At 63.0% G+C, this 18,988-nt stretch carries 18 protein-coding genes; 10 read left to right on the top strand and 8 right to left on the bottom strand.

All coding sequences use genetic code 11. The features are described from left to right. Positions 1–36 precede the first annotated feature (36 nt). A complete protein-coding gene (locus tag GJA_RS18835) occupies positions 37–852 on the bottom strand; it encodes a DODA-type extradiol aromatic ring-opening family dioxygenase (protein WP_038495251.1) in 816 nt (271 codons plus the stop codon). A gap of 126 nt (positions 853–978) precedes the next feature. On the opposite strand from GJA_RS18835, the gene GJA_RS18830 reads away from it, so the two are divergent. From GJA_RS18830 to GJA_RS18810, 5 genes are all read left to right on the top strand, one after another. Next, positions 979–1,866, top strand: coding sequence for a LysR family transcriptional regulator (locus tag GJA_RS18830; RefSeq protein WP_038495248.1), 888 nt, complete (start codon positions 979–981; stop codon positions 1,864–1,866). 128 nt (positions 1,867–1,994) lie between these two features. After that, on the top strand, positions 1,995–4,010 hold the full coding sequence (locus GJA_RS18825) for a TonB-dependent receptor (RefSeq protein WP_038500441.1): 2,016 nt from the start codon (positions 1,995–1,997) through the stop codon (positions 4,008–4,010). Positions 4,011–4,249: 239 nt separating this feature from the next. Next, complete coding sequence (locus GJA_RS18820) at positions 4,250–4,960, top strand: thiol:disulfide interchange protein DsbA/DsbL (RefSeq protein WP_038495245.1); 711 nt, start codon at positions 4,250–4,252, stop codon at positions 4,958–4,960. Between the two features lie 21 nt (positions 4,961–4,981). Further along, positions 4,982–5,191 (top strand): hypothetical protein, encoded by a 210-nt coding sequence (locus GJA_RS18815; protein ID WP_038495242.1) that lies wholly within the window; start codon positions 4,982–4,984, stop codon positions 5,189–5,191. 223 nt (positions 5,192–5,414) lie between these two features. Then, positions 5,415–7,151, top strand: a complete 1,737-nt coding sequence (locus GJA_RS18810) for a methyl-accepting chemotaxis protein (RefSeq protein WP_277914405.1) — start codon at positions 5,415–5,417, stop codon at positions 7,149–7,151. A 21-nt stretch (positions 7,152–7,172) separates the two neighbouring features. Here the strand turns inward: GJA_RS18810 and GJA_RS18805 are convergent, their stop codons facing one another. The 6 genes from GJA_RS18805 to GJA_RS18780 all read right to left on the bottom strand — a co-directional run bounded on the left by GJA_RS18805 (position 7,173) and on the right by GJA_RS18780 (position 12,850). Beyond that, complete coding sequence (locus GJA_RS18805) at positions 7,173–8,051, bottom strand: efflux RND transporter periplasmic adaptor subunit (protein WP_038495236.1); 879 nt, start codon at positions 8,049–8,051, stop codon at positions 7,173–7,175. 45 nt (positions 8,052–8,096) lie between these two features. Continuing rightward, the gene (locus GJA_RS18800; protein WP_038495233.1) at positions 8,097–8,297 is read right to left on the bottom strand and encodes a DUF1656 domain-containing protein; all 201 of its coding nucleotides are present in this window, start codon (positions 8,295–8,297) and stop codon (positions 8,097–8,099) included. Beyond that, on the bottom strand, positions 8,287–10,419 hold the full coding sequence (locus GJA_RS18795) for an FUSC family protein (protein ID WP_038495230.1): 2,133 nt from the start codon (positions 10,417–10,419) through the stop codon (positions 8,287–8,289). The genes GJA_RS18800 and GJA_RS18795 overlap by 11 nt, the downstream gene beginning before the upstream one ends. A gap of 49 nt (positions 10,420–10,468) precedes the next feature. Further along, positions 10,469–10,966, bottom strand: coding sequence for a MarR family winged helix-turn-helix transcriptional regulator (locus GJA_RS18790; RefSeq protein WP_038500438.1), 498 nt, complete (start codon positions 10,964–10,966; stop codon positions 10,469–10,471). Between the two features lie 110 nt (positions 10,967–11,076). Then, positions 11,077–12,486: an efflux transporter outer membrane subunit gene (locus GJA_RS18785; RefSeq protein ID WP_038495226.1), complete on the bottom strand. Its 1,410-nt coding sequence runs from the start codon at positions 12,484–12,486 to the stop codon at positions 11,077–11,079. Positions 12,487–12,544: 58 nt separating this feature from the next. After that, positions 12,545–12,850 carry a DUF4148 domain-containing protein gene (locus GJA_RS18780; protein ID WP_038495223.1) on the bottom strand — a complete coding sequence of 102 codons (306 nt, stop codon included), beginning with the start codon at positions 12,848–12,850 and terminating at the stop codon, positions 12,545–12,547. Positions 12,851–13,213: 363 nt separating this feature from the next. On the opposite strand from GJA_RS18780, the gene GJA_RS18775 reads away from it, so the two are divergent. The 4 genes from GJA_RS18775 (at position 13,214) to GJA_RS18760 (ending at position 16,159) form a co-directional block, all read left to right on the top strand. Next, a complete protein-coding gene (locus tag GJA_RS18775) occupies positions 13,214–13,576 on the top strand; it encodes a hypothetical protein (protein WP_242404579.1) in 363 nt (120 codons plus the stop codon). A gap of 25 nt (positions 13,577–13,601) precedes the next feature. Then, a complete protein-coding gene (locus tag GJA_RS18770; protein WP_038495220.1) occupies positions 13,602–14,066 on the top strand; it encodes a DUF2244 domain-containing protein in 465 nt (154 codons plus the stop codon). Between the two features lie 375 nt (positions 14,067–14,441). After that, positions 14,442–15,734 carry a type II toxin-antitoxin system HipA family toxin gene (locus GJA_RS18765; RefSeq protein ID WP_038495217.1) on the top strand — a complete coding sequence of 431 codons (1,293 nt, stop codon included), beginning with the start codon at positions 14,442–14,444 and terminating at the stop codon, positions 15,732–15,734. Then, positions 15,734–16,159, top strand: coding sequence for a helix-turn-helix domain-containing protein (locus GJA_RS18760; RefSeq protein WP_174525962.1), 426 nt, complete (start codon positions 15,734–15,736; stop codon positions 16,157–16,159). Before GJA_RS18765 ends, GJA_RS18760 begins: the two co-directional genes overlap by 1 nt. Before the next feature lie 53 nt (positions 16,160–16,212). Here GJA_RS18760 and mgrA read toward each other — a convergent pair whose 3' ends face one another. After that, the gene (gene mgrA, locus GJA_RS18755) at positions 16,213–17,250 is read right to left on the bottom strand and encodes an L-glyceraldehyde 3-phosphate reductase (protein WP_038495214.1); all 1,038 of its coding nucleotides are present in this window, start codon (positions 17,248–17,250) and stop codon (positions 16,213–16,215) included. Between the two features lie 197 nt (positions 17,251–17,447). On the opposite strand from mgrA, the gene GJA_RS18750 reads away from it, so the two are divergent. Further along, on the top strand, positions 17,448–18,980 hold the full coding sequence (locus tag GJA_RS18750) for a CYTH and CHAD domain-containing protein (protein WP_038495211.1): 1,533 nt from the start codon (positions 17,448–17,450) through the stop codon (positions 18,978–18,980). Positions 18,981–18,988 lie beyond the last annotated feature (8 nt).

Genomic DNA, 18,988 nt, shown 5'->3' with positions numbered 1-18,988 from the left:
AGTCCCTGTCGCCGCAGGGACTGACGCCGCCACTCATCAGGCGGCAGCCTGCCCAAAGCGGAAGCTGGTCACCGCCAGCGCGCCGAAGAAGTCGTCTTCGTGGTAGATCTCGTTCGACTGCTCGTGCTCGGCCGCGCCCAGCGCGACCATCAGCGGCACCAGATGATCTTCATACGGATGGGCCTGGCGCGCGCCGGGCGCCTGTTCCCACGCCAGCAATTTTTGCAGCCGCCCGGCAGGCGGCAGCGCCATGCTGCTGCGCAGCCACGCGTCGAACTGGTGCGAGGCCACCGCGCCGGCCGGGCCGAACTGGCGCAGGTTGTGGTAGCTCAGGCCGCTGCCGACGATCAGCACGCCCTGGCTGCGCAATACCGCCAGCGCGCGGCCCACGTCGACATGGGTCGGCACATCGTAGCCATGTTTCAGCGACAGTTGCACCAGCGGCACGTCGGCTTGCGGATAAATCGGATACAGCGCGCTGAACGTGCCATGGTCGAAGCCGCGCTGCGGGTCCAGCCGCGCCGGGTGGCCGGCCGCGTCGAGCAGCGCCTTGACCTGCTCGGCCAGGACCGGCGAGCCGGGCGCCGGGTACTGGATCTGGTAGGTATGCGCCGGAAACCCGGAATAATCGTAGATCATGCCCGGCTTCGGGCTGGCCGACACCAGGAATTGCGGGCCTTCCCAGTGCGCCGTCACCACCAGCACGGCTTTGGGTTTGATGCCGATCTGGCGCGGAATGTCTTGCAGCGACGCTTGCAGTTTGTCGTAGCGTCCGCCGTACTGGTCTTTCATGAAAGGCCAGGGGCCGCCGCCGTGCGACAGGAAGTAGGTGGGTAAGGTGAAATCAGTCATGGCACACTCCGGTTGGACAGGGGCACTCTGTCGATGAAGGGAGTATGGTCATGCGCAGTCAGTTCATCAAGGCTGTAAATATTGATATATCATTGCCTGCTGGTTGATGATAATGATAGGACGAGCATGGATACCCTGGTCAGCATGCGTGTCTTCCGCGCGGTGGTGGAGCTGGAAAGTTTTGTGCGCGCCGCCGAGCGGCTGGAATTGTCGGCGGCCATGGCCAGCAAGCATGTGATGCACCTGGAGCGCCATCTGGGCGCGCGCTTGCTGAACCGCAGCAGCCGGCACCTGAGTCTGACTGAAATCGGCAAGGTGTACTTCGAGCAATGTCGCGACATGCTGGACAGCCTGGAAGAAGTCGAGGCGACGGTCGGGCGCACCACGGTGGTGCCGCGCGGCATGCTCAAGCTGAGCGCGCCGGTGTGGTTCGCCAATCCGGTGTTTACCCGCGTGCTGGCGGCGTACCGCGAGCAATTTCCCGAAGTGACCTTCGATATCGACCTGAGCGGCCGGGTCGTCAACCTGGTCGAGGAAGGTTTCGACCTGGCGCTGCGGGTCAGCCAGGCGCCGGCCCCGGCGCTGATCGCGCGGCCGATCGGGCGCATCGGTTTCGACCTGGTGGCGGCGCCATCCTACCTGGCGCGGGCCGGCCATCCGCAACGTCCGGCCGACCTGGTACAGCACGCGATGGTCACCTACACGCTGCTGGCGTCGGGCAATGAACTGGGCTTCGACGGCCCGGCTGGCCACGAAACCGTCAAGTTCAAGCCTGTGCTGCAAACCAATAACGAAACCCTGATGCATGACGCGGTGCTGGACGGCATGGGCATCGCCTTGCTGCCGTCGTGGCAAACCGGGGCCGACCTGGCCGCCGGCCGCTTGTTGCGTGTGCTCGACAGCTACAGCATGCGCCAAGGCACCGTGTATGCGGTGTATACCAGCCGGCGCTACCTGTCGTCGAAGGTGCGCACCTTTATCGATTTTATTGCCGCCGACGGGCGGCTGGAGTGAGCCAGCCCCTATTCCTGTGAAATGTAAAATTTGCACAATGAAATGCGCCAGCCGCGGCTGGCAGTCTGCGTATAATTACGGACTTTGTGCCGTCTTTATTGCTGGCTGGACATTTTGAGCTGGGTTTCATGATCGTTTCCGCATTTCGTCTTCACCGCTTGCCGCCGCGCCGCGCCCTGGCGGGCTTGCTGGCCGCCTGCTTTGCCGCCGGCCTGGCGCCGTCCGTGCTGGCGCAAAACGTGCAGGCGGTGATGGTCAGCGGAGCCCGCCTGAGCAAAGCCGCGTCGCGCGCGCCGATTGGCGCGACCGTCATCGACAGCGAGCAGATCAGCCAGTATGGCGCACGCGACGTGGCCGACGCCTTGCGCAAGATCGGCGGCATCGGCATGGTGTCGGCGATGGAATCGCTGACCGGTCCCGGATCGGGCTTGAAACTGTCGCGCTCCGCTGTCGGCGCCGATCTCCTGGGCCTGCAGGACGGCGTGCGGATACTGGACAATGTGCGCGGCCAGGCGCTGTTGTCCACCGTGCCGATCGAGAACGTGGAGCGGATTGAAGTCAGCCGCGGCGGCAACAGCGTGCAGTATGGCGCGGCCGGCGGCAGCGGGGCGGTGGTCAATCTGGTCAGCAAGACGCCGCCCGCGCAGGCGCTGCACGGCAGCCTGTATGGCGAAGTCGGCCAGTTTGGCCAGCGCGATACGCGCGCGTCGGTGGTGCAGAACTGGGATGGCTTTTCGATGGATGCCGCGTTGCAAGATAGCCGCAGCAGCGATTACCGCGACCATAGCCAGTTCCGCGAAGTCAGCTTCAGCGGCGGCGCGGAATGGAAGTCGAAGCAGGGCCGGGCCGGTTTCAGCGTCGATGCGACGCGCCAGGATTCGCGTTTCCCGTTCCCGACCGACCTGTCGCAGCCGGACGACGGCAAGCCGGGCGCCGCCACGCCGGGCGATTTCGGCAGTTTCGACACCAACCGGATCAGCGGCTTCGTGCAGCGCTATATCGGCAACTTCGACCTGGGCCTGGAATTGACGCAAAGCGAAAAAAACGTCAGCGCCACCCATGTGCGCGATGGCGGCGATGACGACCAAGGCAGCGCTTATGCCGGTTATAGCTACGACTCCAGTTACAGCAGCCGCGAAACCCAGTTGTCGCCGCGCCTGCGCCACGGCGCCAAGGTTGACGGAGTCGCCTACGATACGGAAATCGGCATCGACCTGATACGCTGGCGCCACCAGACCGGCAACGCCTTGTTCCGCTTCGACCGCAAGCAGAGTTCCAGTGCGCTGTTCGTACGCGAAGACATCGGTTTCGGCGGTCCGCGCGACGTGCGCCTGTCGTTCGGTGCGCGGCATGAAAAATTCAATATGAACGACATCGCTTCCAGCGATTTCGTCAGCATCGGCGATAGCGGCGCGCGCGACTGGCAGCACCAGAACGCATGGGACGTGCAAGCCAGTTTCAAGCCGGCGCCGTGGGCCAGCGTGTACGCCAAGGCCAGCCAGAGCTACCGCATCGACGACAGCGGCTTCACCACCCAGGGCTACCGGCCGCTGATCGGCCAGGTGTCGCATGACCAGGAAGCCGGCGCCACCTTCGGCGGCGATGCGCGCAATGCCAGCGTGCGCCTGTTCAGCCACCGGCTGCATAATGAAATCGTGTTCGACCAGAACCTGGGCCAGGCCGGTACCGGCCGCAATCTCGATCCGAACCAGCGCCAGGGCATCGAGCTGGAGGCCAACTGGCGGCTGGCGCCGGCCTGGTCGTTGAACGGCCAGCTGCGCCATGTCAATGCGCGCTACGACGATTACCCGTACGACGGTCCCGATTTGCCGCTGGTGGCGCGCAATACCGTGTCGGCGCGCCTGTCGTGGCTGCCGGCCAGCGGCCACAGCGCCGACCTCGGCGTGCAGTGGATGGACGTGCAACGCTACGGCAACGATTTCGACCAGAGCTGCCTGGCGCGGACGCCGTCGTTCGCGCTGCTCGACGGCCGTTATGCGCGCAAGATCGGGGCCTGGGAATTGGCGCTCAGCGCCAGCAACCTGGCCAACAAGCGCTATTACAGCAATGCGCCGGAATGCCTGTCCAGTATCTATGCCAATGACGCGCGCCAGGTGCGCGTCTCGGCGCGCTACAGCTTTTAGGCTTGAGAGCGCCTGACAAAACATCCATCGCGGCGTTGCATTGCCTTGTCGACCATCTTGTACTGTCTACGGCAATGCGTCTTGCCCTGAACGTTTGGTCAGGCGCGCTTAGGTTAAAACCGCGGCTTAAGATCGGCTTAATTTGATTGAAAAATAATAATATTCCTGCCTCGCGCCGAACCGGCGCCGCAAAAGATGGTAATCTCGCGGCGTTTGCCACTCACTTATGAAGGATAGTCATGCGTTTCTTGCGTTCCCTGCGTTTCTTGCTCGCCGCCGTCACCCTGATGGTTTCCACTTCCGGCGCCTTTGCGGCTGAACCTGGCGCCGGCTACACCACGCTGGATACGCCGCGCACCGACCTCGGCAAGAAAGTCGAAGTCGTCGAATTCTTCATGTATTCCTGCCCGCATTGCTACGCGCTCGATCCGCTGATGGCCGACTGGGTCAAGAAGCAGGGCGACAATATCGTGTTCCGCCGCGTGCACATGGCGTTTTCCGGCCCCAACGATCCGCAGGCGCACGCCTATGTGACGCTGGAAGCGATGGGCAAGCTCGATGTCATGCACGACAAGATTTTCCACGCCATCCACGTCGACCGCCAGCGCCTGAACAAGGATGACGCGATCCTCGACCTGGTGGTCAAGAATGGCATCGACAAGGCCAAATACCTGGAATTCTTCAATTCCTTCGCGGTCCAGACCAAGATGAAGCGCGGCATCCAGCAAATCGGCACCTATAAACTCGATAGCGCGCCGAGCATCGTGGTCGATGGCCGCTTCGTGACGTCGCCGACGATGCAGTCGCGTCCGGGCCTGAACGAGCGCCAGATCCAGGAAGCGACCTTGCGCGTGATGGATGGCCTGGTCGCCAAGGTGCAGGCGGAAGTCGGCAAGAGCGCGCCAGCGGCCGCTGCCGCCCCGGCAGCCGCCAAAGCGGTCAAGAAGTAAGCATCACGGCCTGGAGTGAGCATGAAACGATTGCCATGGATATTGCTGTTCCTGACGCTGGCCCTGGTGGCCTGGCTGGCGCTGGCGATCGTGCATGCGGAAAACCAGCGCAACGCGCTGTATAACAAGGCTTGCCCCGATCACAGCGATGCGCAGTGCCTGGCGCTGGTCGAATCGCGCGCGCACTGGTGGAATCACCTGGCGTATGCGCTGACGCACCTGCGCCCCTGAACGTTTTGTCATCCGTTCCGGGTATCGATCCCTCCCCAAAAAGCCGCCCGGTTCATCGCCGCGCGGTTTTTTTCGTTTTTCTTCCGCTCATTAAAAAGTGATTCAACGCAAGTTTGATCCCGATCCATACGAACCGGACGGCGCCGCGTGACGATGGTGCTTATCGTCGGCAATCGCGCCGGTTTGCCTGCGCCTGCCTGGATCTCAACCTGACTGGATACTGATGATGAAGAATGCTGAATGGACCGTTGGCACCCGCCTGGCGATCGCCGCAGGCTTGCTGCTGGGGCTGATGACCCTGATGACCGTGATCGGCTTGTGGCTGCTGGCCGACGTGCGCGGCGTCACCAGGCAGGTGATCCGCGAAGAGGTGGCCAGGGAACGGCTGGTCACCGAGTGGCATGACCTGACCCGCCTGAACGGCGTGCGCAGCCTGCTGGCCGGCAAGAGCGCCGATCCGGCGCAACAGCAGGCGGCCGAAGCGCAGCTCAAGCCGGACAGCGAACGCATCAACACGCTGCAAACGCAGCTGGAGCAATTGACGCCTGAACATGCCGGCAAACAATTGTATGGCGCCGCCACCGCCAGGCGCGCCGTCTACCGCGCCGCGCGCGAGGAAGTGCTGAGCGCGCGCAGCGCCGGCGATACGGCGCGCGCCGCGACGCTGACCGATACCAGGCTGGAGCCGGCGCTGGCCGATTACCTGGCCGGCATCCGCCTGCTGTCCGATTATTACCGCAACAATATGCTGGTTCTGGCCGGCGCCATCGACCAGCGCAATCAGCAGGGGCGTAGCGTGCTGGGCGGCCTGTGGCTGCTGGCGCTGGTGATTGGCGGCGTCGGCGCGGCGCTGATCACGCGTTCGATCCGCGCTCCCTTGCTGAGCGCGATCGGCATCGCGCAAAGCGTGGCGGCCGGCGACTTGACGGCGCGCCAGGCGGGCAGCTCGGCCTTGCGCGGCGAAACCGGGCAATTGCTGCGCGCGCTGGACGACATGACGGCCAGCCTGGTGACCATCGTCGGCGAAGTGCGCGGCAGCAGCGCCACCATCGCCAGCGCGTCGCAGCAAATTGCCAGCGGCAACCAGGAACTGTCGTCGCGCACCGAGCAGCAAGCCGGTTCGCTGGAAGAAACCGCGTCGTCGATGGAACAGCTGACTTCGACCGTCAAGCAAAACAGCGACAATGCACGGCAGGCCAACCAGTTGGCCGCGTCGGCCTCGGCGGTGGCGCAAAAGGGCGGCCTGGTGGTGACGCAGGTGGTCGGCACCATGAACGACATCAATGCATCGTCGCGCAAGATCGCCGACATCACCGGCGTGATCGACGGCATCGCGTTCCAGACCAATATCCTGGCGCTGAACGCGGCGGTCGAGGCGGCGCGCGCCGGCGAGCAGGGGCGCGGCTTTGCGGTGGTGGCGTCGGAAGTGCGCAACCTGGCGCAGCGTTCGGCGGCGGCGGCCAAGGAAATCAAGGAACTGATCAACGATTCGGTGGCCAAGGTCGGCCTCGGCAGCCAGCTGGTCGAGCAAGCCGGCGGCACCATGAATGAAATCGTCGCCAGCGTGCAGCGCGTCACCGACATCATGGGCGAAATCAGCATGGCCAGCCAGGAGCAGGAAGCCGGCATCGAGCAAATCAACCAGGCCATCGTGCAGATGGACGCCGTGACCCAGCAAAACGCGGCGCTGGTGCAGCAAGCCACGGTGGCGGCCGACGCGTTGCAGCAGCAGGCCGCCAGCCTGACGCGGTCGGTCGATGTGTTCCTGCTCGATGGCGACGACGCGCATGTTGACGCTCATGTGGTGGCGCCAGTCGCGCCGCCGGCGGTGGCCGCGGTGGCATCCAGGCCGGCCTCGGCCGGCCGCGCGCTGGTCTTGCGGCCGGCTAGACAGGCCGCGCCGGCCGCAAAGCCGGCGCGCCAGGCCAGCGTGGTGGAGTCGGAGTGGGAGACGTTTTGACGTCGTGGCGGAGCGCGGCCGCTAAGGCTTGCCGGCCGGCGCGGAACGCGCTCTCACCACCACGGTGCAGGTGGTGCCGGCCACCAGCAACCGGTCTTGCGGCAACTGGTCGATATGGATGCGCACCGGCACCCGCTGCGCCAGCCGGACCCAGTTGAAGCTCGGGTTGACGTCGGCCAGCAATTCGCGGCCGGTGTTGGCGTCGCGGTCGGTGATGCCGCGCGCGATGCTTTCGATATGGCCTTGCAGCTTGCCGCCGCCCATCAAGCTCATGTCCACCTTGTCGTTCGGCGCCAGCAGCGGCAGCTTGGTCTCTTCGAAATAACCGACCACGTAATACGAGGCGTTGTCGATCACGGCCAGCTTGGGCGCGCCGACGGCGGCGAAATCGCCGGTGTGCACGTTCAGGTTGGTGACGTAGCCGGTCACCGGCGCGCGCACGGCGGTGCGCTCCAGGTTCAGCCTGGCCAGGTCGCGGCTGGCCAGCGCGGCGCGGTATTGCGAGTTGGCGGCGCTGACGGCGAATTCCGCGGTTTCCCGGCTTTCGGTCGAGACCACGCTGGCGTCCAGGTCGGAGCGCCGTCCGGCTTCCTTGCTGCGCCGGCCTTTTTCGGTCCGTTGCGCGGCCAGCAGCGCTTCGGCCTGCAGCAGCGCGGTGTCGTAGCGGGCCTGGTCGACGGTGAACAGCACATCGCCTTTTTGCACCAGCTGGTTGTCGCGCACCAGCACCGCGGTGACCGTGCCGGATACGTCGGCGCTGATGTTGATCACGTCGGCCTTGATGCGGCCGTCGCGGGTCCACGGCGATTCCATGTAGCGGTCCCACACGGCTTTGCCGATCCACAGGGCGGCTGCCAGCAACAGCAGGGTTATCAGATAGCGTATCAGCTTGCTTGCCATGACTGCATTCTTTCAAAGTAAAAAACGAAAACGGTGATTGACAGATTATTGATAGAGCGTCAGCACCAGCGCGCCGAAGATGCCGGTAAACAGGCACAGGCGCACCAGCGACGGATGCCACAGCATAGCGTACAGGCCGAGCCGGCCGAGTATCCGGTCGAGCACCGCCTGCAGCACGATGCTGGCGCAGAAAAGGGGCAGCAGGGTCGGGATCAGGACCCCGAAAATGGCGAGTTCACGCGGCACGATTGGGGTCTCCTGGGACTTGCGGCAGTTGGTCGAGCAGGGAAGTATAAATCGAGTGCATGTCGATCAGCGTCGCATGCAGCCGGGCCTGGCGTTCGGCGCTGGCGCCGGGCAGCGCGGCGCGCACCGCCAGGCCGGCTTGCAGGATCGCCTCGACCGCCGCGCTGCAGCTGGCCTGGGCCGGCGCGCGCAGGTAGGCGGCGATGCGGCTGACGCAGTCCTGCAGCGCGCTCCTGGCCAGGCTGGCGTCGGCGCCGGCGATCAGTGCGCGCAGGTCGATCACCGAATTGCCCAGTTCCAGCAGCGTCAGCGCCTGGCGCACCACGGCCAGGGTTGCCTCGCCCGGCGCCGGGCCGGCGGCCGCGTTAAGCTGGCTCAGCAAGTCGCGCACGCGGCTGTTGAAACGGTGCTTCAGGTGGCGCGGCGCGGCCGTGCAGGCGGCTAGCGCCTCGGCCCACAGCGCCGCGGCGACATGGTCTTTCTGGCCGATGGTATGGCGCGGCAGCAGCAGCGCGAAAATAAGCCATGACAGCGCCACGCCGGCGATCAGCGCCAGGCTGGTGTTCATGAAAGCGGCGCCGTCCAGGTACAGCACATTGGCCGGCACGAACTGGGTCACGAACAGGCCGAGACCGAGGCCGATGGCGGAGCGTTTCGGATCGCTGATCAGGTACACGGCGCCGGCCAGGAACGGCGCCAGCGCCAGCATCAGCATGGTAAAACCCTGCGCCTGCGGCATCACGAAAAAGACGCATGCCAGCGCCACCGGCCAGCCCAGCACGAAGCCTGCCAGCACATGGGTGATCAGCGTAAACGGCCGCGGCGACGCCGCCGCCAGCGCGTTGAACACGGTCGCCATCAGGATCGCGGTGGCGGCGTACGGCCAGTCGAGATAGTAGGCCGCCAGCAGCAGCAAGACCAGTGTGGCGGCGGCGCGCAAGCCGCCGGCCAGCACCAGCAGGGACGGGGTTTTCGGCACGTAGGCCGGCGCTTCCGGCAGGTCGCGGCGGCGGCCCAGCAGCAAGCCCTGGTACAAGTCCTGGAAGTGGCTCATCTCGCGCACGAAGCGCTGCAGCAGTTCGACGCTGGTGTCGAAGTCGACGCTGTCGGTGCGCACCAGCGGCTGGGCGGCGATGCGCTGGCGCGCGGCCAGCAGCGCCTGCCGCAATGGCTGGGCCAGCTCGGCCAGCGGGGTGCCGTCGCCCAGCGCATCGGCGACGATGCCATACAGCGGCTCGGTCAGCGCCGGCAGCGCCGACAAACGATCCTGGCCGATCCGGCGCTGCAGGCGCTGCAGCGTGTAGAAGGTGGTCAGCGCCTGCATGAACGACAGGTTGAAGGCGTGCAGCTGGCGGTGGTGGTCGCGCGCATGGATGACTTCGAAAATCGCCGCCGAACGGCCCGATTCAAGGGCCGCGATATCGGCCGCGAATTGCAGTTGGGCCAGCTCGGCGTCGGCCGGCGCCAGCTGGTGGCGCAGCACAGCGTGGCAAAAGCCGGTGAAGCGCGCGTAGCGGCTGTCGACGCTGCGCATCACTTGCGTGCTTTGGTGGCGCGGCAGCAGCACCGCGCTGGCGATCGCCGAACAGAGGATGCCGACGCCGATTTCGCTGGCCCTGGTGACGGCCAGCGAAAACGCCAGCGTCGGCTGGTCGACGGCCGGCAGCACGATCAGGCAGGCGGTATAGCCGGACAGCACAAAACTGTACGACTGCGCGTTGCGGTTCAGCGCCGAACCGCTGGTGCACAGGCCGACCCACAGCGCCAGGCAGGCAAACAGCAGCACCGGGGTTTGCGGGAACATGCCGATCATGGCCAGCGCGGCGCTGCAGCCGACCAGCGTGCCGAGCAGGCGATAAAAACTTTTTTCCAGCACCATGCCGGCGCTCGGCAGCGCCACGATCAGGGTGGTGGTCATCGCCGTGCTGGGCGAATCGAGGCCGAGCCGGTAGGCCAGCCACAGCGCGCCGAACGCGGCCGCGATGGTCCTGGCGACGAACAGCCAGCGTTCGCCTTCGGTGCCGGTCCAGTCGCTGGCCGTGGCGGCCAGCCAGGCCGATGCGCGTGCGGCGGCGCTGGCCGGCCTGGCCGGCAGATCGGCGGCTTGCGGTGAGGGCGTCATTGCAGTGTGTTTAATGGAAGAGGTTGAAGGAGATCGATCAAGATCAGGCTCAGTCGAGGCAGCTCAAATTGTGCAACTGGCGCGCAAACATTTTTTCCAGTTGCTGCAATTCTTCGGCGTTAAAGCCGTCGTACACGTGCACGTTGCGCCGATACACGTCGGGCAGCGCCAGGCAGATCAGCGCGCGGCCGGCGTCGGTCAGGGTAATCATCACCGAACGGCGGTCGCCGGGGCGGCTGCCGCGATGGATCAGGCCGCGTTGTTCCAGCTCGTTGCAGACGCGCGTCAGATTGGCCGGTTTTTCATTGCAGGCGATGCCCAGCGTGCGGGCGTTCGAGCTTGCATCCTCGGTGCCGTATAACACTGCCAGCACCATGTAACTGACGTCGGTCAAGTCGTGTTTTTTCAGCGCCGCATTGGTCGAGTCCTTCAAACCCTTTTGAATATGAGACGTCATGCGCGCCAAGCGCATCAATTCCAGCGGAAAATCCGGCATCAGGGTGCTGATGTATTGCAAGCGCTTGGAATTAGCTTCAAAAGCGGTCATCGCGACGTCCTTTCCATAAAAATTTGCATTGTATAACGTGCTCCTGCCGGCGGAATCCGGTGCATTCAAGGGGGGCGCGATAAAATTTCCATGCCGGCCGGATGGCCACCTCAAATGCCGCCGCCCAGCGCGCTCATCAGCGAGACATAGGTGTCGAGCTTGCGCGCGCCCAGCTGCGCCATCTGCTGCTGTTCCGCCAACAGCGCGACCTGGCTGTACAAGACGTTGATCGAATCGCTGAGGCCGGCGCGGTACGCCTGCTCGGCCAGCTTGCTGGCTTTCGTTGCGGTAGCCAGTGCCTGCCCGGTCAGGCGATCCTGCTCCTGCAGCGATTGCGCCTTGGCGACCACGTTGGCGACATCGGACAGCGCCTGTATCACGGTGGCATTGTATTGTTCGACCGCGCCGTCGTAGATTGCCGTTTGATTAGCGAGCTGCGCGCGCAGGCGGGCGCCGGCGAAGATCGGCAGCGTCAGCGCCGGCGTGAAGCCCCTGATTTGCGCATGGGCGTCGAGAAAATGGTCAAAGCCGAACGATTCCAGGCCGACGAAGGCCATCAGGTTCACGTTTGGATAAAACCCGGCCCTGGCGGCGTCGACGCGCCTGGCCGCCGCTTCCACCCGCCAGCGTTGCGCGGCGATGTCGGGCCGGCGCCCGACCAGCTCGGCCGGCAGCGCGCTCGGCAAGGCCAGCGGCCGGTCCAGCCTCAAGGTCGGACGCACGATGCTGTCGCCGGCCGCCGGCCCCTTGCCGCTCAGTGCGGCCAGCTGGTTGCGCAGCAGCGCGATGTTTTCCGCGCTTTGCTCCAGCCCGACCCGCCCGCCCGGCAAGGTGGTTTCGATTTGCGCGATATCGACCTGGGTGGCCATGCCGGCCTTGGCGCGCCGCCGCGTGACGTCGAGGATGCGTTCGCGCTGCGCCAGGCTGGCCTTCAGGTAATCCTGGCGTTCGAATTCCAGCGACAACTGAATGTAGCTGCGCACCAGTGCGGTTTCCAGCGCCAGCCGCGCCATCTGCGATTCGGCCGACGCCAGCTCGATATCGCCCAGCGCGGCGGCCAGCGCCGAGCGGTTGCGGCCCCATAGGTCGAGGTCGTAGGAACCGTTCAGCGCGGCATGGTTGCGCCATGCGTAGTTGCTGGCCAGCGGCGGCGGCATCAGTCCGTTTTCCGCATACAGTTCGCGGTTGAACGACACCTCGACGTCGCCCTTGGGCCGGGTGTTTTCCTCGGCCGCGCCGGCCAGCGCCTGGGCCTGGCGCACCCGCGCCTGCGCCGCGCGCAGTGTCGGACTGTCGGCCAGCGCGCCGGCCAGCAGGCGGTTCAATTGCGGGTCGTTCAAGTCGGCCCACCATTCCTGCTTCGGCCAGGCGACGTCCGCGTGCGCGTCGCGCAGCGCCTGACCGGCGTCCAGCGCGTTCGGGTCGAGCAGCGCCGACTGCGGCGCGATATGGCCCATGTCGGCACAGGCGCCGAGCGCGAGGGCCAGGCTGGCGGCGATCAATGAGCGTAGCAGGGACATGCGGGACTCCATCTGGAATGGTGGTGACTCATCGTGACTAAAGGTCGGGGCGGGCGGCTTACTTGAGCGTTGGCGTGCGGCTGTGCGCCACATCGAAATCGGCTTCCGTTTGCGCAATCTTGCCGCTCTTGCGCGCCGCGTAAAACTCGTCCATGACTTGTTGCCGCGTCACGCTGCTGGTGTTGGCCGGCAACTTGGCGTAGTCGGCTTCGCTGTACGCGATGTCGCCGTTGGCGCGGGCACGCTGGAATTCGGCGATGACTTCGGCGCGCGTCAGGCCAGCCGATGGCGCGCTTTGCGCCAGCATGGAACCGGCGGCGGCCAGCGTGGCGACGGCGGCGGTGATCGAGGATATGAGGTTCATGACAGTTCTCCAAAAAAGACGCTGAAGGGTTATCAGGGCTTGCACCCGGCCGCTTCGGCCAGGCTTGGGGCGATGATGTGTGGCTGGTTCATCGCTGGCCGGATCGCCACGTACCGGTCGCTCTTGGTGAAATAAAGGATGTAATTTACTTCATTTACGTAAACTATATCAATGAATTGTACATTTGTGAAATGAATTTTATTGATGCTACTGATAGTGTTCGATAGAAAATCCTTTCTCGATAGTAAAAAGTCGCATGCCCCTATCTGGAGTGACCCGGTGCTTGCGCAATGGTTCAAGCGCCTGCTCGATGACGGCGCGTCCGGGTCTAAAATAACAAGACAGCGATGGGGAGGGCGTAAAATGGATGAATCCAGCCATGCCGGCAATCCGGCCGGCATCAACACCGAAAGTCGTCGCACTATGAAAGCAAAAGAAGAAAGCGTCATGGCCATGTACCGCGCAACGCGGCCCACGGAATTCATCGCCGAGCGCAGCAAGGTCAACCATTTGCCATGGAGCTTGCTGATCGTCGCGCTATTCCTGGCCGCGTGGCTGATGCTGGCCTTGGACAATGCCGAAAACCAGCGCAATGCACTGGCTGCCAGGCTTTGCCAGGATCACGTGTTCCCGGCCGAGATCGATTATCAATGCCTGGCCGGCGTGCGCAGCCGCGAGCACTGGTGGCAAAACGTGCTGTATGCGCTGACCCATCCGTTTGCCTGAGCTCGCATTTCCCGGAGCAAGATACATGCCGCACGACACGACATCCGAACCGCAGCAATGGTTATTAAAGCGCAACTGTTCGCTGGCGCCGCGCCAGATGGCGCTGGCGTATGGCTTGCTGTGCCTGCTGTCGTTCTCGGTCGCGCTGGGTTTTGCCTTGCATGGCCTGTGGTATGTGCCGCTGTTTTCGGTGGCCGAAATGAGCGCGGTGGCGTGCGCGCTGCTGTATTACGCGCGCCACGCGGCCGATTACGAACACATCGCGCTGAGCGGAACCAGCCTGCTGATTGAACAGGTGCGGGCCGGCAAGTCCAGCCACACCAGGCTGGACGCGTGGCGCACCCGCATCGTGCCGCCGCGCCGCCCGCGCGACCTGGTCCGCCTGGAATCGCGCGGCGCCAGCGTGGCCATCGGCTGCTACGCCACCGAACCGCAACGCCGCCAGCTGGCGCGCGAATTGCAGCGGCAATTGCCGCGTTTTTATCGTTGAATCAGGCCTGAACCCAATGCCGCAGTGGGCGCCACCAGCAAGCAAGCTTGTTTTAAAATCCTATGACTTATCCCGTTAAAGTATCATATAAGAGTAAAATTTAATATAATTAGATCCTTATATGGGTCTAAAAGATTGGACCAGTAGAGGAATACGCCTTCTTCTGGCGCTCGTCAGTAGCGGGCACTGCGTTGATCGTCGTCGCGTGGCTCGCCACGCTTGCTCCTCACGCCTGGTCCGCGCTGCTGATGCGCTGCCAGCAGAAGACGCTTACTACTGGGATAGGCTCCAAGTAACCCTCGGTAATTTATTGGGGGTTACTTAAGTGTTTTTGATAATCACCGCGTGCCCAGATGGCACCATCGGAGTAATTGCATGGAATGCAATATTCAAATATTTATTGATGATAGATGGAGCGATTGTGCGTCCGTGGCTGTACAACCGCGCCATAGGGGATTAGCCGATTCGCGCGCGGTATTTGAGTACGATCTTGATTATGCTTTCGGCTCCCATGATGCAGCTGTGTCTTTGCGTTTTCCTGTCGACGCCGTACGCCATGTTTTAGAAAAATGGCCGGCTTTTCTTTATGATTTAATTCCACAAGGAAACGGACGGAAGTTTCTTCTTGGCGAGCTTAAGCTTGCAGATGGTGCAGAGGCTGACTTTCCGCTGATATGCGCCGGCGCATTCAATCCGATTGGAAACATACGGATCAAGGAAGCGGCAGACTATTTTCATGCCCATGTCCAGCGGCACGACGTCGCCAGCACCGAGCAGGGCTTTACCTTGGAACAGATGGTGGAACGAGGCGAGGAGTTTCATGAACGAATGATGGTCTATGGCATGCTGGCGGCGGGAACCACCGGCGTCCAGGGCGCCGCGCCCAAGTATTTGCTGACCAAGGACCATCATGGCTTATGGCATGCCGACGCAGCGCTGCCGGATGACCGTGCCGCCGAACATTTCATCGTCAAGCTACCGCGTGGCAAGGAAGCGGTCGACAAAAAATTGTTGCGCAATGAAGCAGCGTATATGCGCGTGGCGAAAGCCATGGGGCTGCGTACCCATGGCGATCTGGGGCATCATGGCGACATGCTGTTCGTGCCCCGTTTCGATCGCGTGGTGGATAGTGGCCGCGTAAGCCGGTTGCACCAGGAAAGTGCCGCTTCTGTCGCCGGCATCGTCGGATTCGACGCCAGGCCGAGCCAGTTTGACTTATTGCATGCCTTGCGCGCCGTGGTGACCGACAAGACCAATGAAACCGTCGAATTCCTGAAGCGGGATGTGTTGAATCTCGCCATGCGCAATACCGATAATCATGCGCGCAACACCGCCGTCCAGCAGATAGGTAAACAGGTCCGGCTGACCCCGCTGTTCGATTTCGCCCCGATGTACCTCGATCCGGAAGGCATTGCACGCGCCGCTCGTTGGTATCATCCGGCAACGAAGAAGGAACTGGGCAATTGGACGGATGTGCTGCTGGCGCTCGATCTCGACAGCGCGGAGCGTCGGCATATCGTGACTGAACTAAAACATTTCGGCCGCTTGATGAGTGGGTTGAATGATTGTATGAAGCGTGCCGGTGTTGATGACGATGTGATCGATTATCTGGGCATGCCTGTGGCCGAGCAAACGCGGCAGCTGTGTGGGCTGGCAGAGGAGCCATAATGGATAAACGCAGAAAATCTGTGGACAAGGAAACTGTGCGGCAGCAAAGAGCTGAACTGTACGAAGCCATCGACCGCAGCGAGTTGAGCGTACAAGAAACGGTCAAGCGCATGCGCACGATGACCCGTTTGACGCAAGCTGAATTTGCCGCGCACCGCGAGGTCAGCGCCAAGGTCATCAAGGAAGTCGAGCGAGGCGTGGCCAATCCGACGATCAACACCTTGAATCAGATCGGCCGTGTTTTTGGACTGGAAGTGGCGTTTGTGCGCTCCGAAAAATTGCATGCGGACGTCAGGTCGCAGTCTCGATTATCCGCCGATGAGCGCTTGATCATGGAGCAAAAGAGGGAACGCATCCTGGAGATGCTGCAAGACTTCAAGGATACGTTTGAAGAGTTTAAAAAAATTGAAGGGGATGGCGCTTGAGACCATCCCTTCCAGTCGCTTGAAATATTACCCTTCAGGCAAATCTGACCCCATCAAGTGCGCGACGACTTGGCCCACAGATTGACATTGCCTTCCTTGGCCAGCGCATCGATCGCCTTCAGTTCGGCATCGCTGAACGCCAGGTTTTTCAGCGCATCGACATTCTCGCGGATTTGCGCGCCGCTGCTGGCGCCGATCAGGGTCGACGTGATGCGCGCATCGCGCAGCACCCAGGCCAGCGCCATTTGCGCCAGCGTCTGGCCGCGCGCCAAGGCGATGTCGTTCAAGCCGCGCACCCGCGCCAGGTTTTCCTCGCTCAAGTGCTTTTGCATCATCGAACCGCCGCCGGGACGGTTGATGCGCGCATCTTGTGGAATGCCGTTCAAATACTTGTCGCTCAGCAGGCCCTGCGCCAGCGCGGTAAAGGTGATGCAGCCCATGCCTTGCTGTTCCAGCGTGTCGAGCAAGCCGTCTTCCTCGATCCAGCGGTTGAGCATATTGTAGGAAGGCTGATGGATCAGGCACGGCACTTTCCACTCTTTCAGCAAACGCGCCGCCTGGGCGGTTTTTTCCGGCGAGTACGACGATACGCCGACATACAGCGCCTTGCCTTGCTGCACGGCGGTGGCCAGCGCGCCCATGGTTTCTTCCAGCGGGGTGTCCGGGTCGAAACGGTGCGAATAGAAAATGTCGACATACTCCAGGCCCATCCGCTTCAGGCTCTGGTCCAGGCTGGCCAGCACGTATTTGCGCGAACCGCCGCCCTGGCCGTACGGGCCTGGCCACATGTCCCAGCCAGCCTTGGTGGAAATGATCAATTCATCGCGGTAAGGCTGGAAGTCTTCCTTGAACAGGTGGCCGAAATTGCTTTCCGCGCTGCCGTACGGCGGACCGTAGTTATTGGCCAAGTCGAAGTGGGTGATGCCCAGGTCGAAAGCGGTGCGCAGCATCTCGCGTTGCGATGCCAGGGTGTTGGTGTCGCCGAAATTGTGCCACATGCCCAACGATAATACCGGCAATTTCAGGCCGCTGCGGCCGCAAGTGCGGTATTGCATTTCATCGTAACGGGTTGCCGATGCGTGATACGTCATGCTGTCTCCTGATGGGTGTTGAAGTGGCGGTATTCTCTCGCAAAATCACGAATCGCGCATAACGGCGCCGATTCTTGCGCTGCGCTTGATCAAGGTCAAGTCTACGCCGACTGCCGATGCCGTCCAGAACTTCGTGGCCGTGCGCGCTGTGCGCAGTGATAAGCTTGCGCCTATCTGATACAGGAGGCTGGCCCATCATGGAAGTCGAATTGAAATTGCAACTGGCGCCGCACGATGCGAATGCACTGTCAAAACATGCGCTGTTGAAGCAGTACGCGATAGCGCCGCCCGAACAACTGACCATGTACGACACGTATTTCGATACGCCTGGCTTGCTGTTGCGCGGCAACCGCGCGGGCTTGCGGGTACGCAATGTCGGCAACGGCTGGGTACAAACCATGAAGGGCGGCGGCAGCGTCAACGGCGGTTTGCACCGCCGCCACGAATGGGAGTCCAGCGTGGCCGGTCCGGCGCCGGATCTGACGGCGCTGCGCCATGTCGTCGAGCGCAAGACAGTGTGGCGCGACTTGCTGAGCGAACCTGAAGTCCGCGATGGCCTGATGCCGATTTTTACCACCCGGGTACAGCGCACCGTGTGGCTGCTGCGCTTGCCGCAAGGCGATGAAATCGAATGCGTGCTGGACCAGGGAGCAATCGAATGCGATGGCAAAAGCGATGAAGTCAGTGAGATCGAGCTGGAATTGAAGAGCGGGCAGGCGACCAGCCTGTTCGATGTGGCGCTCGCTTTGCAGCAAGATATTCCTATGCATATCGCCAACTTGAACAAGGCCGAGCGCGGTTACGACTTGTTTATCGCCCAGCCGCATACCGCGCTGAAGGCGGCAGCGCTGAAGCTGTCGAAGCGCATGAGCGTCGAACAGGTATTCAAGGCGATCGTCTTCAATTGCCTGCAACAGATCCAGGGCAACCAGCCCGGCGTGGCGCGCGGCGGCGATGTCGAAAGCCTGCACCAGATGCGGGTAGGCTTGCGCCGGCTGCGTTCGGCGCTCGGCATGTTCAAGGACTTGCTGTCATTACCGGCGAACTTGCAGCAGGAACTCGATTGGCTGGGCGCTGAACTGGGCGCCGCGCGCGACTGGGATGTGCTGGCCGAATCGACGTTGCCGTCGCTGGCCCAGGAGTGGGCGGATGGCGCCGTGCTGGCCGACGTCCGGCAGGCGGCGCTGGACACCACCCAGCAAAAACATGCGCTCGCTTCCAGCGCCGTCGCATCGCAGCGTTATACCCGGCTGATGCTGGAGCTGGTCCGCTGGCTGCAAGCATGTGGCTGGCGCGACGGTTTGCACAATGGCGCGCGCAAGCGCTTGAAGCGGCATGTGCCGCGGTTCGCACGGCAGACCTTGCTGCAAGACCAGCGCCGGCTCTTGAAGCGTGGCAAGCGTTTACCGGACGCCACGCCGGAAGTGCGTCACCGGGTGCGCATCGCCGCCAAGAAGAGCCGTTATGCGACGGAATTTTTTGCGTCGCTGTATCCGGCTGGGCAAGTGCAGCCTTATGTCAGGGAACTGTCCGCCCTGCAGGATGAACTGGGCTGGCTGAACGATGTGGCGGTGGCCGACCGCTTATTGCGGGAATTGCCCGATGGCCAGCCGCAATTGCAGGCCGAGGCCGCTTTTGTGCGCGGTTACCTGGCGGCGCGCTCGAGTGCCGATGTGCGCAAGATGAGCAAGGTGTGGAAACGTTTTTCAGCCATCAAGGCACCGGCCTGAGCAAATGG

The sequence above is a fragment of the Janthinobacterium agaricidamnosum NBRC 102515 = DSM 9628 genome (assembly GCF_000723165.1).
GTDB classification, from domain to species: Bacteria; Pseudomonadota; Gammaproteobacteria; order Burkholderiales; family Burkholderiaceae_D; genus Janthinobacterium; species Janthinobacterium agaricidamnosum.
The sequence above is the reverse complement of the archived record's forward strand: the minus strand, read 5'-3'. Positions and strand labels throughout refer to the sequence as shown.

Excerpts from the sequence above, each read along its gene's own strand:
- GJA_RS18790 (WP_038500438.1), bottom strand. The coding sequence starts at position 10,966 with ATGACCGCTTTTGAAGCTAATTCCAAGCGCTTGCAATACATCAGCACC.
- GJA_RS18820 (WP_038495245.1), top strand. The coding sequence starts at position 4,250 with ATGCGTTTCTTGCGTTCCCTGCGTTTCTTGCTCGCCGCCGTCACCCTG.
- GJA_RS18810 (WP_277914405.1), top strand. The coding sequence starts at position 5,415 with ATGATGAAGAATGCTGAATGGACCGTTGGCACCCGCCTGGCGATCGCC.
- GJA_RS18795 (WP_038495230.1), bottom strand. The coding sequence starts at position 10,419 with ATGACGCCCTCACCGCAAGCCGCCGATCTGCCGGCCAGGCCGGCCAGC.
- mgrA (WP_038495214.1), bottom strand. The coding sequence starts at position 17,250 with ATGACGTATCACGCATCGGCAACCCGTTACGATGAAATGCAATACCGC.
- GJA_RS18770 (WP_038495220.1), top strand. The coding sequence starts at position 13,602 with ATGCCGCACGACACGACATCCGAACCGCAGCAATGGTTATTAAAGCGC.
- GJA_RS18765 (WP_038495217.1), top strand. The coding sequence starts at position 14,442 with ATGGAATGCAATATTCAAATATTTATTGATGATAGATGGAGCGATTGT.
- GJA_RS18760 (WP_174525962.1), top strand. The coding sequence starts at position 15,734 with ATGGATAAACGCAGAAAATCTGTGGACAAGGAAACTGTGCGGCAGCAA.
- GJA_RS18815 (WP_038495242.1), top strand. The coding sequence starts at position 4,982 with ATGAAACGATTGCCATGGATATTGCTGTTCCTGACGCTGGCCCTGGTG.
- GJA_RS18805 (WP_038495236.1), bottom strand. The coding sequence starts at position 8,051 with ATGGCAAGCAAGCTGATACGCTATCTGATAACCCTGCTGTTGCTGGCA.
- GJA_RS18825 (WP_038500441.1), top strand. The coding sequence starts at position 1,995 with ATGATCGTTTCCGCATTTCGTCTTCACCGCTTGCCGCCGCGCCGCGCC.
- GJA_RS18835 (WP_038495251.1), bottom strand. The coding sequence starts at position 852 with ATGACTGATTTCACCTTACCCACCTACTTCCTGTCGCACGGCGGCGGC.
- GJA_RS18785 (WP_038495226.1), bottom strand. The coding sequence starts at position 12,486 with ATGTCCCTGCTACGCTCATTGATCGCCGCCAGCCTGGCCCTCGCGCTC.
- GJA_RS18750 (WP_038495211.1), top strand. The coding sequence starts at position 17,448 with ATGGAAGTCGAATTGAAATTGCAACTGGCGCCGCACGATGCGAATGCA.
- GJA_RS18780 (WP_038495223.1), bottom strand. The coding sequence starts at position 12,850 with ATGAACCTCATATCCTCGATCACCGCCGCCGTCGCCACGCTGGCCGCC.
- GJA_RS18830 (WP_038495248.1), top strand. The coding sequence starts at position 979 with ATGGATACCCTGGTCAGCATGCGTGTCTTCCGCGCGGTGGTGGAGCTG.
- GJA_RS18775 (WP_242404579.1), top strand. The coding sequence starts at position 13,214 with ATGGATGAATCCAGCCATGCCGGCAATCCGGCCGGCATCAACACCGAA.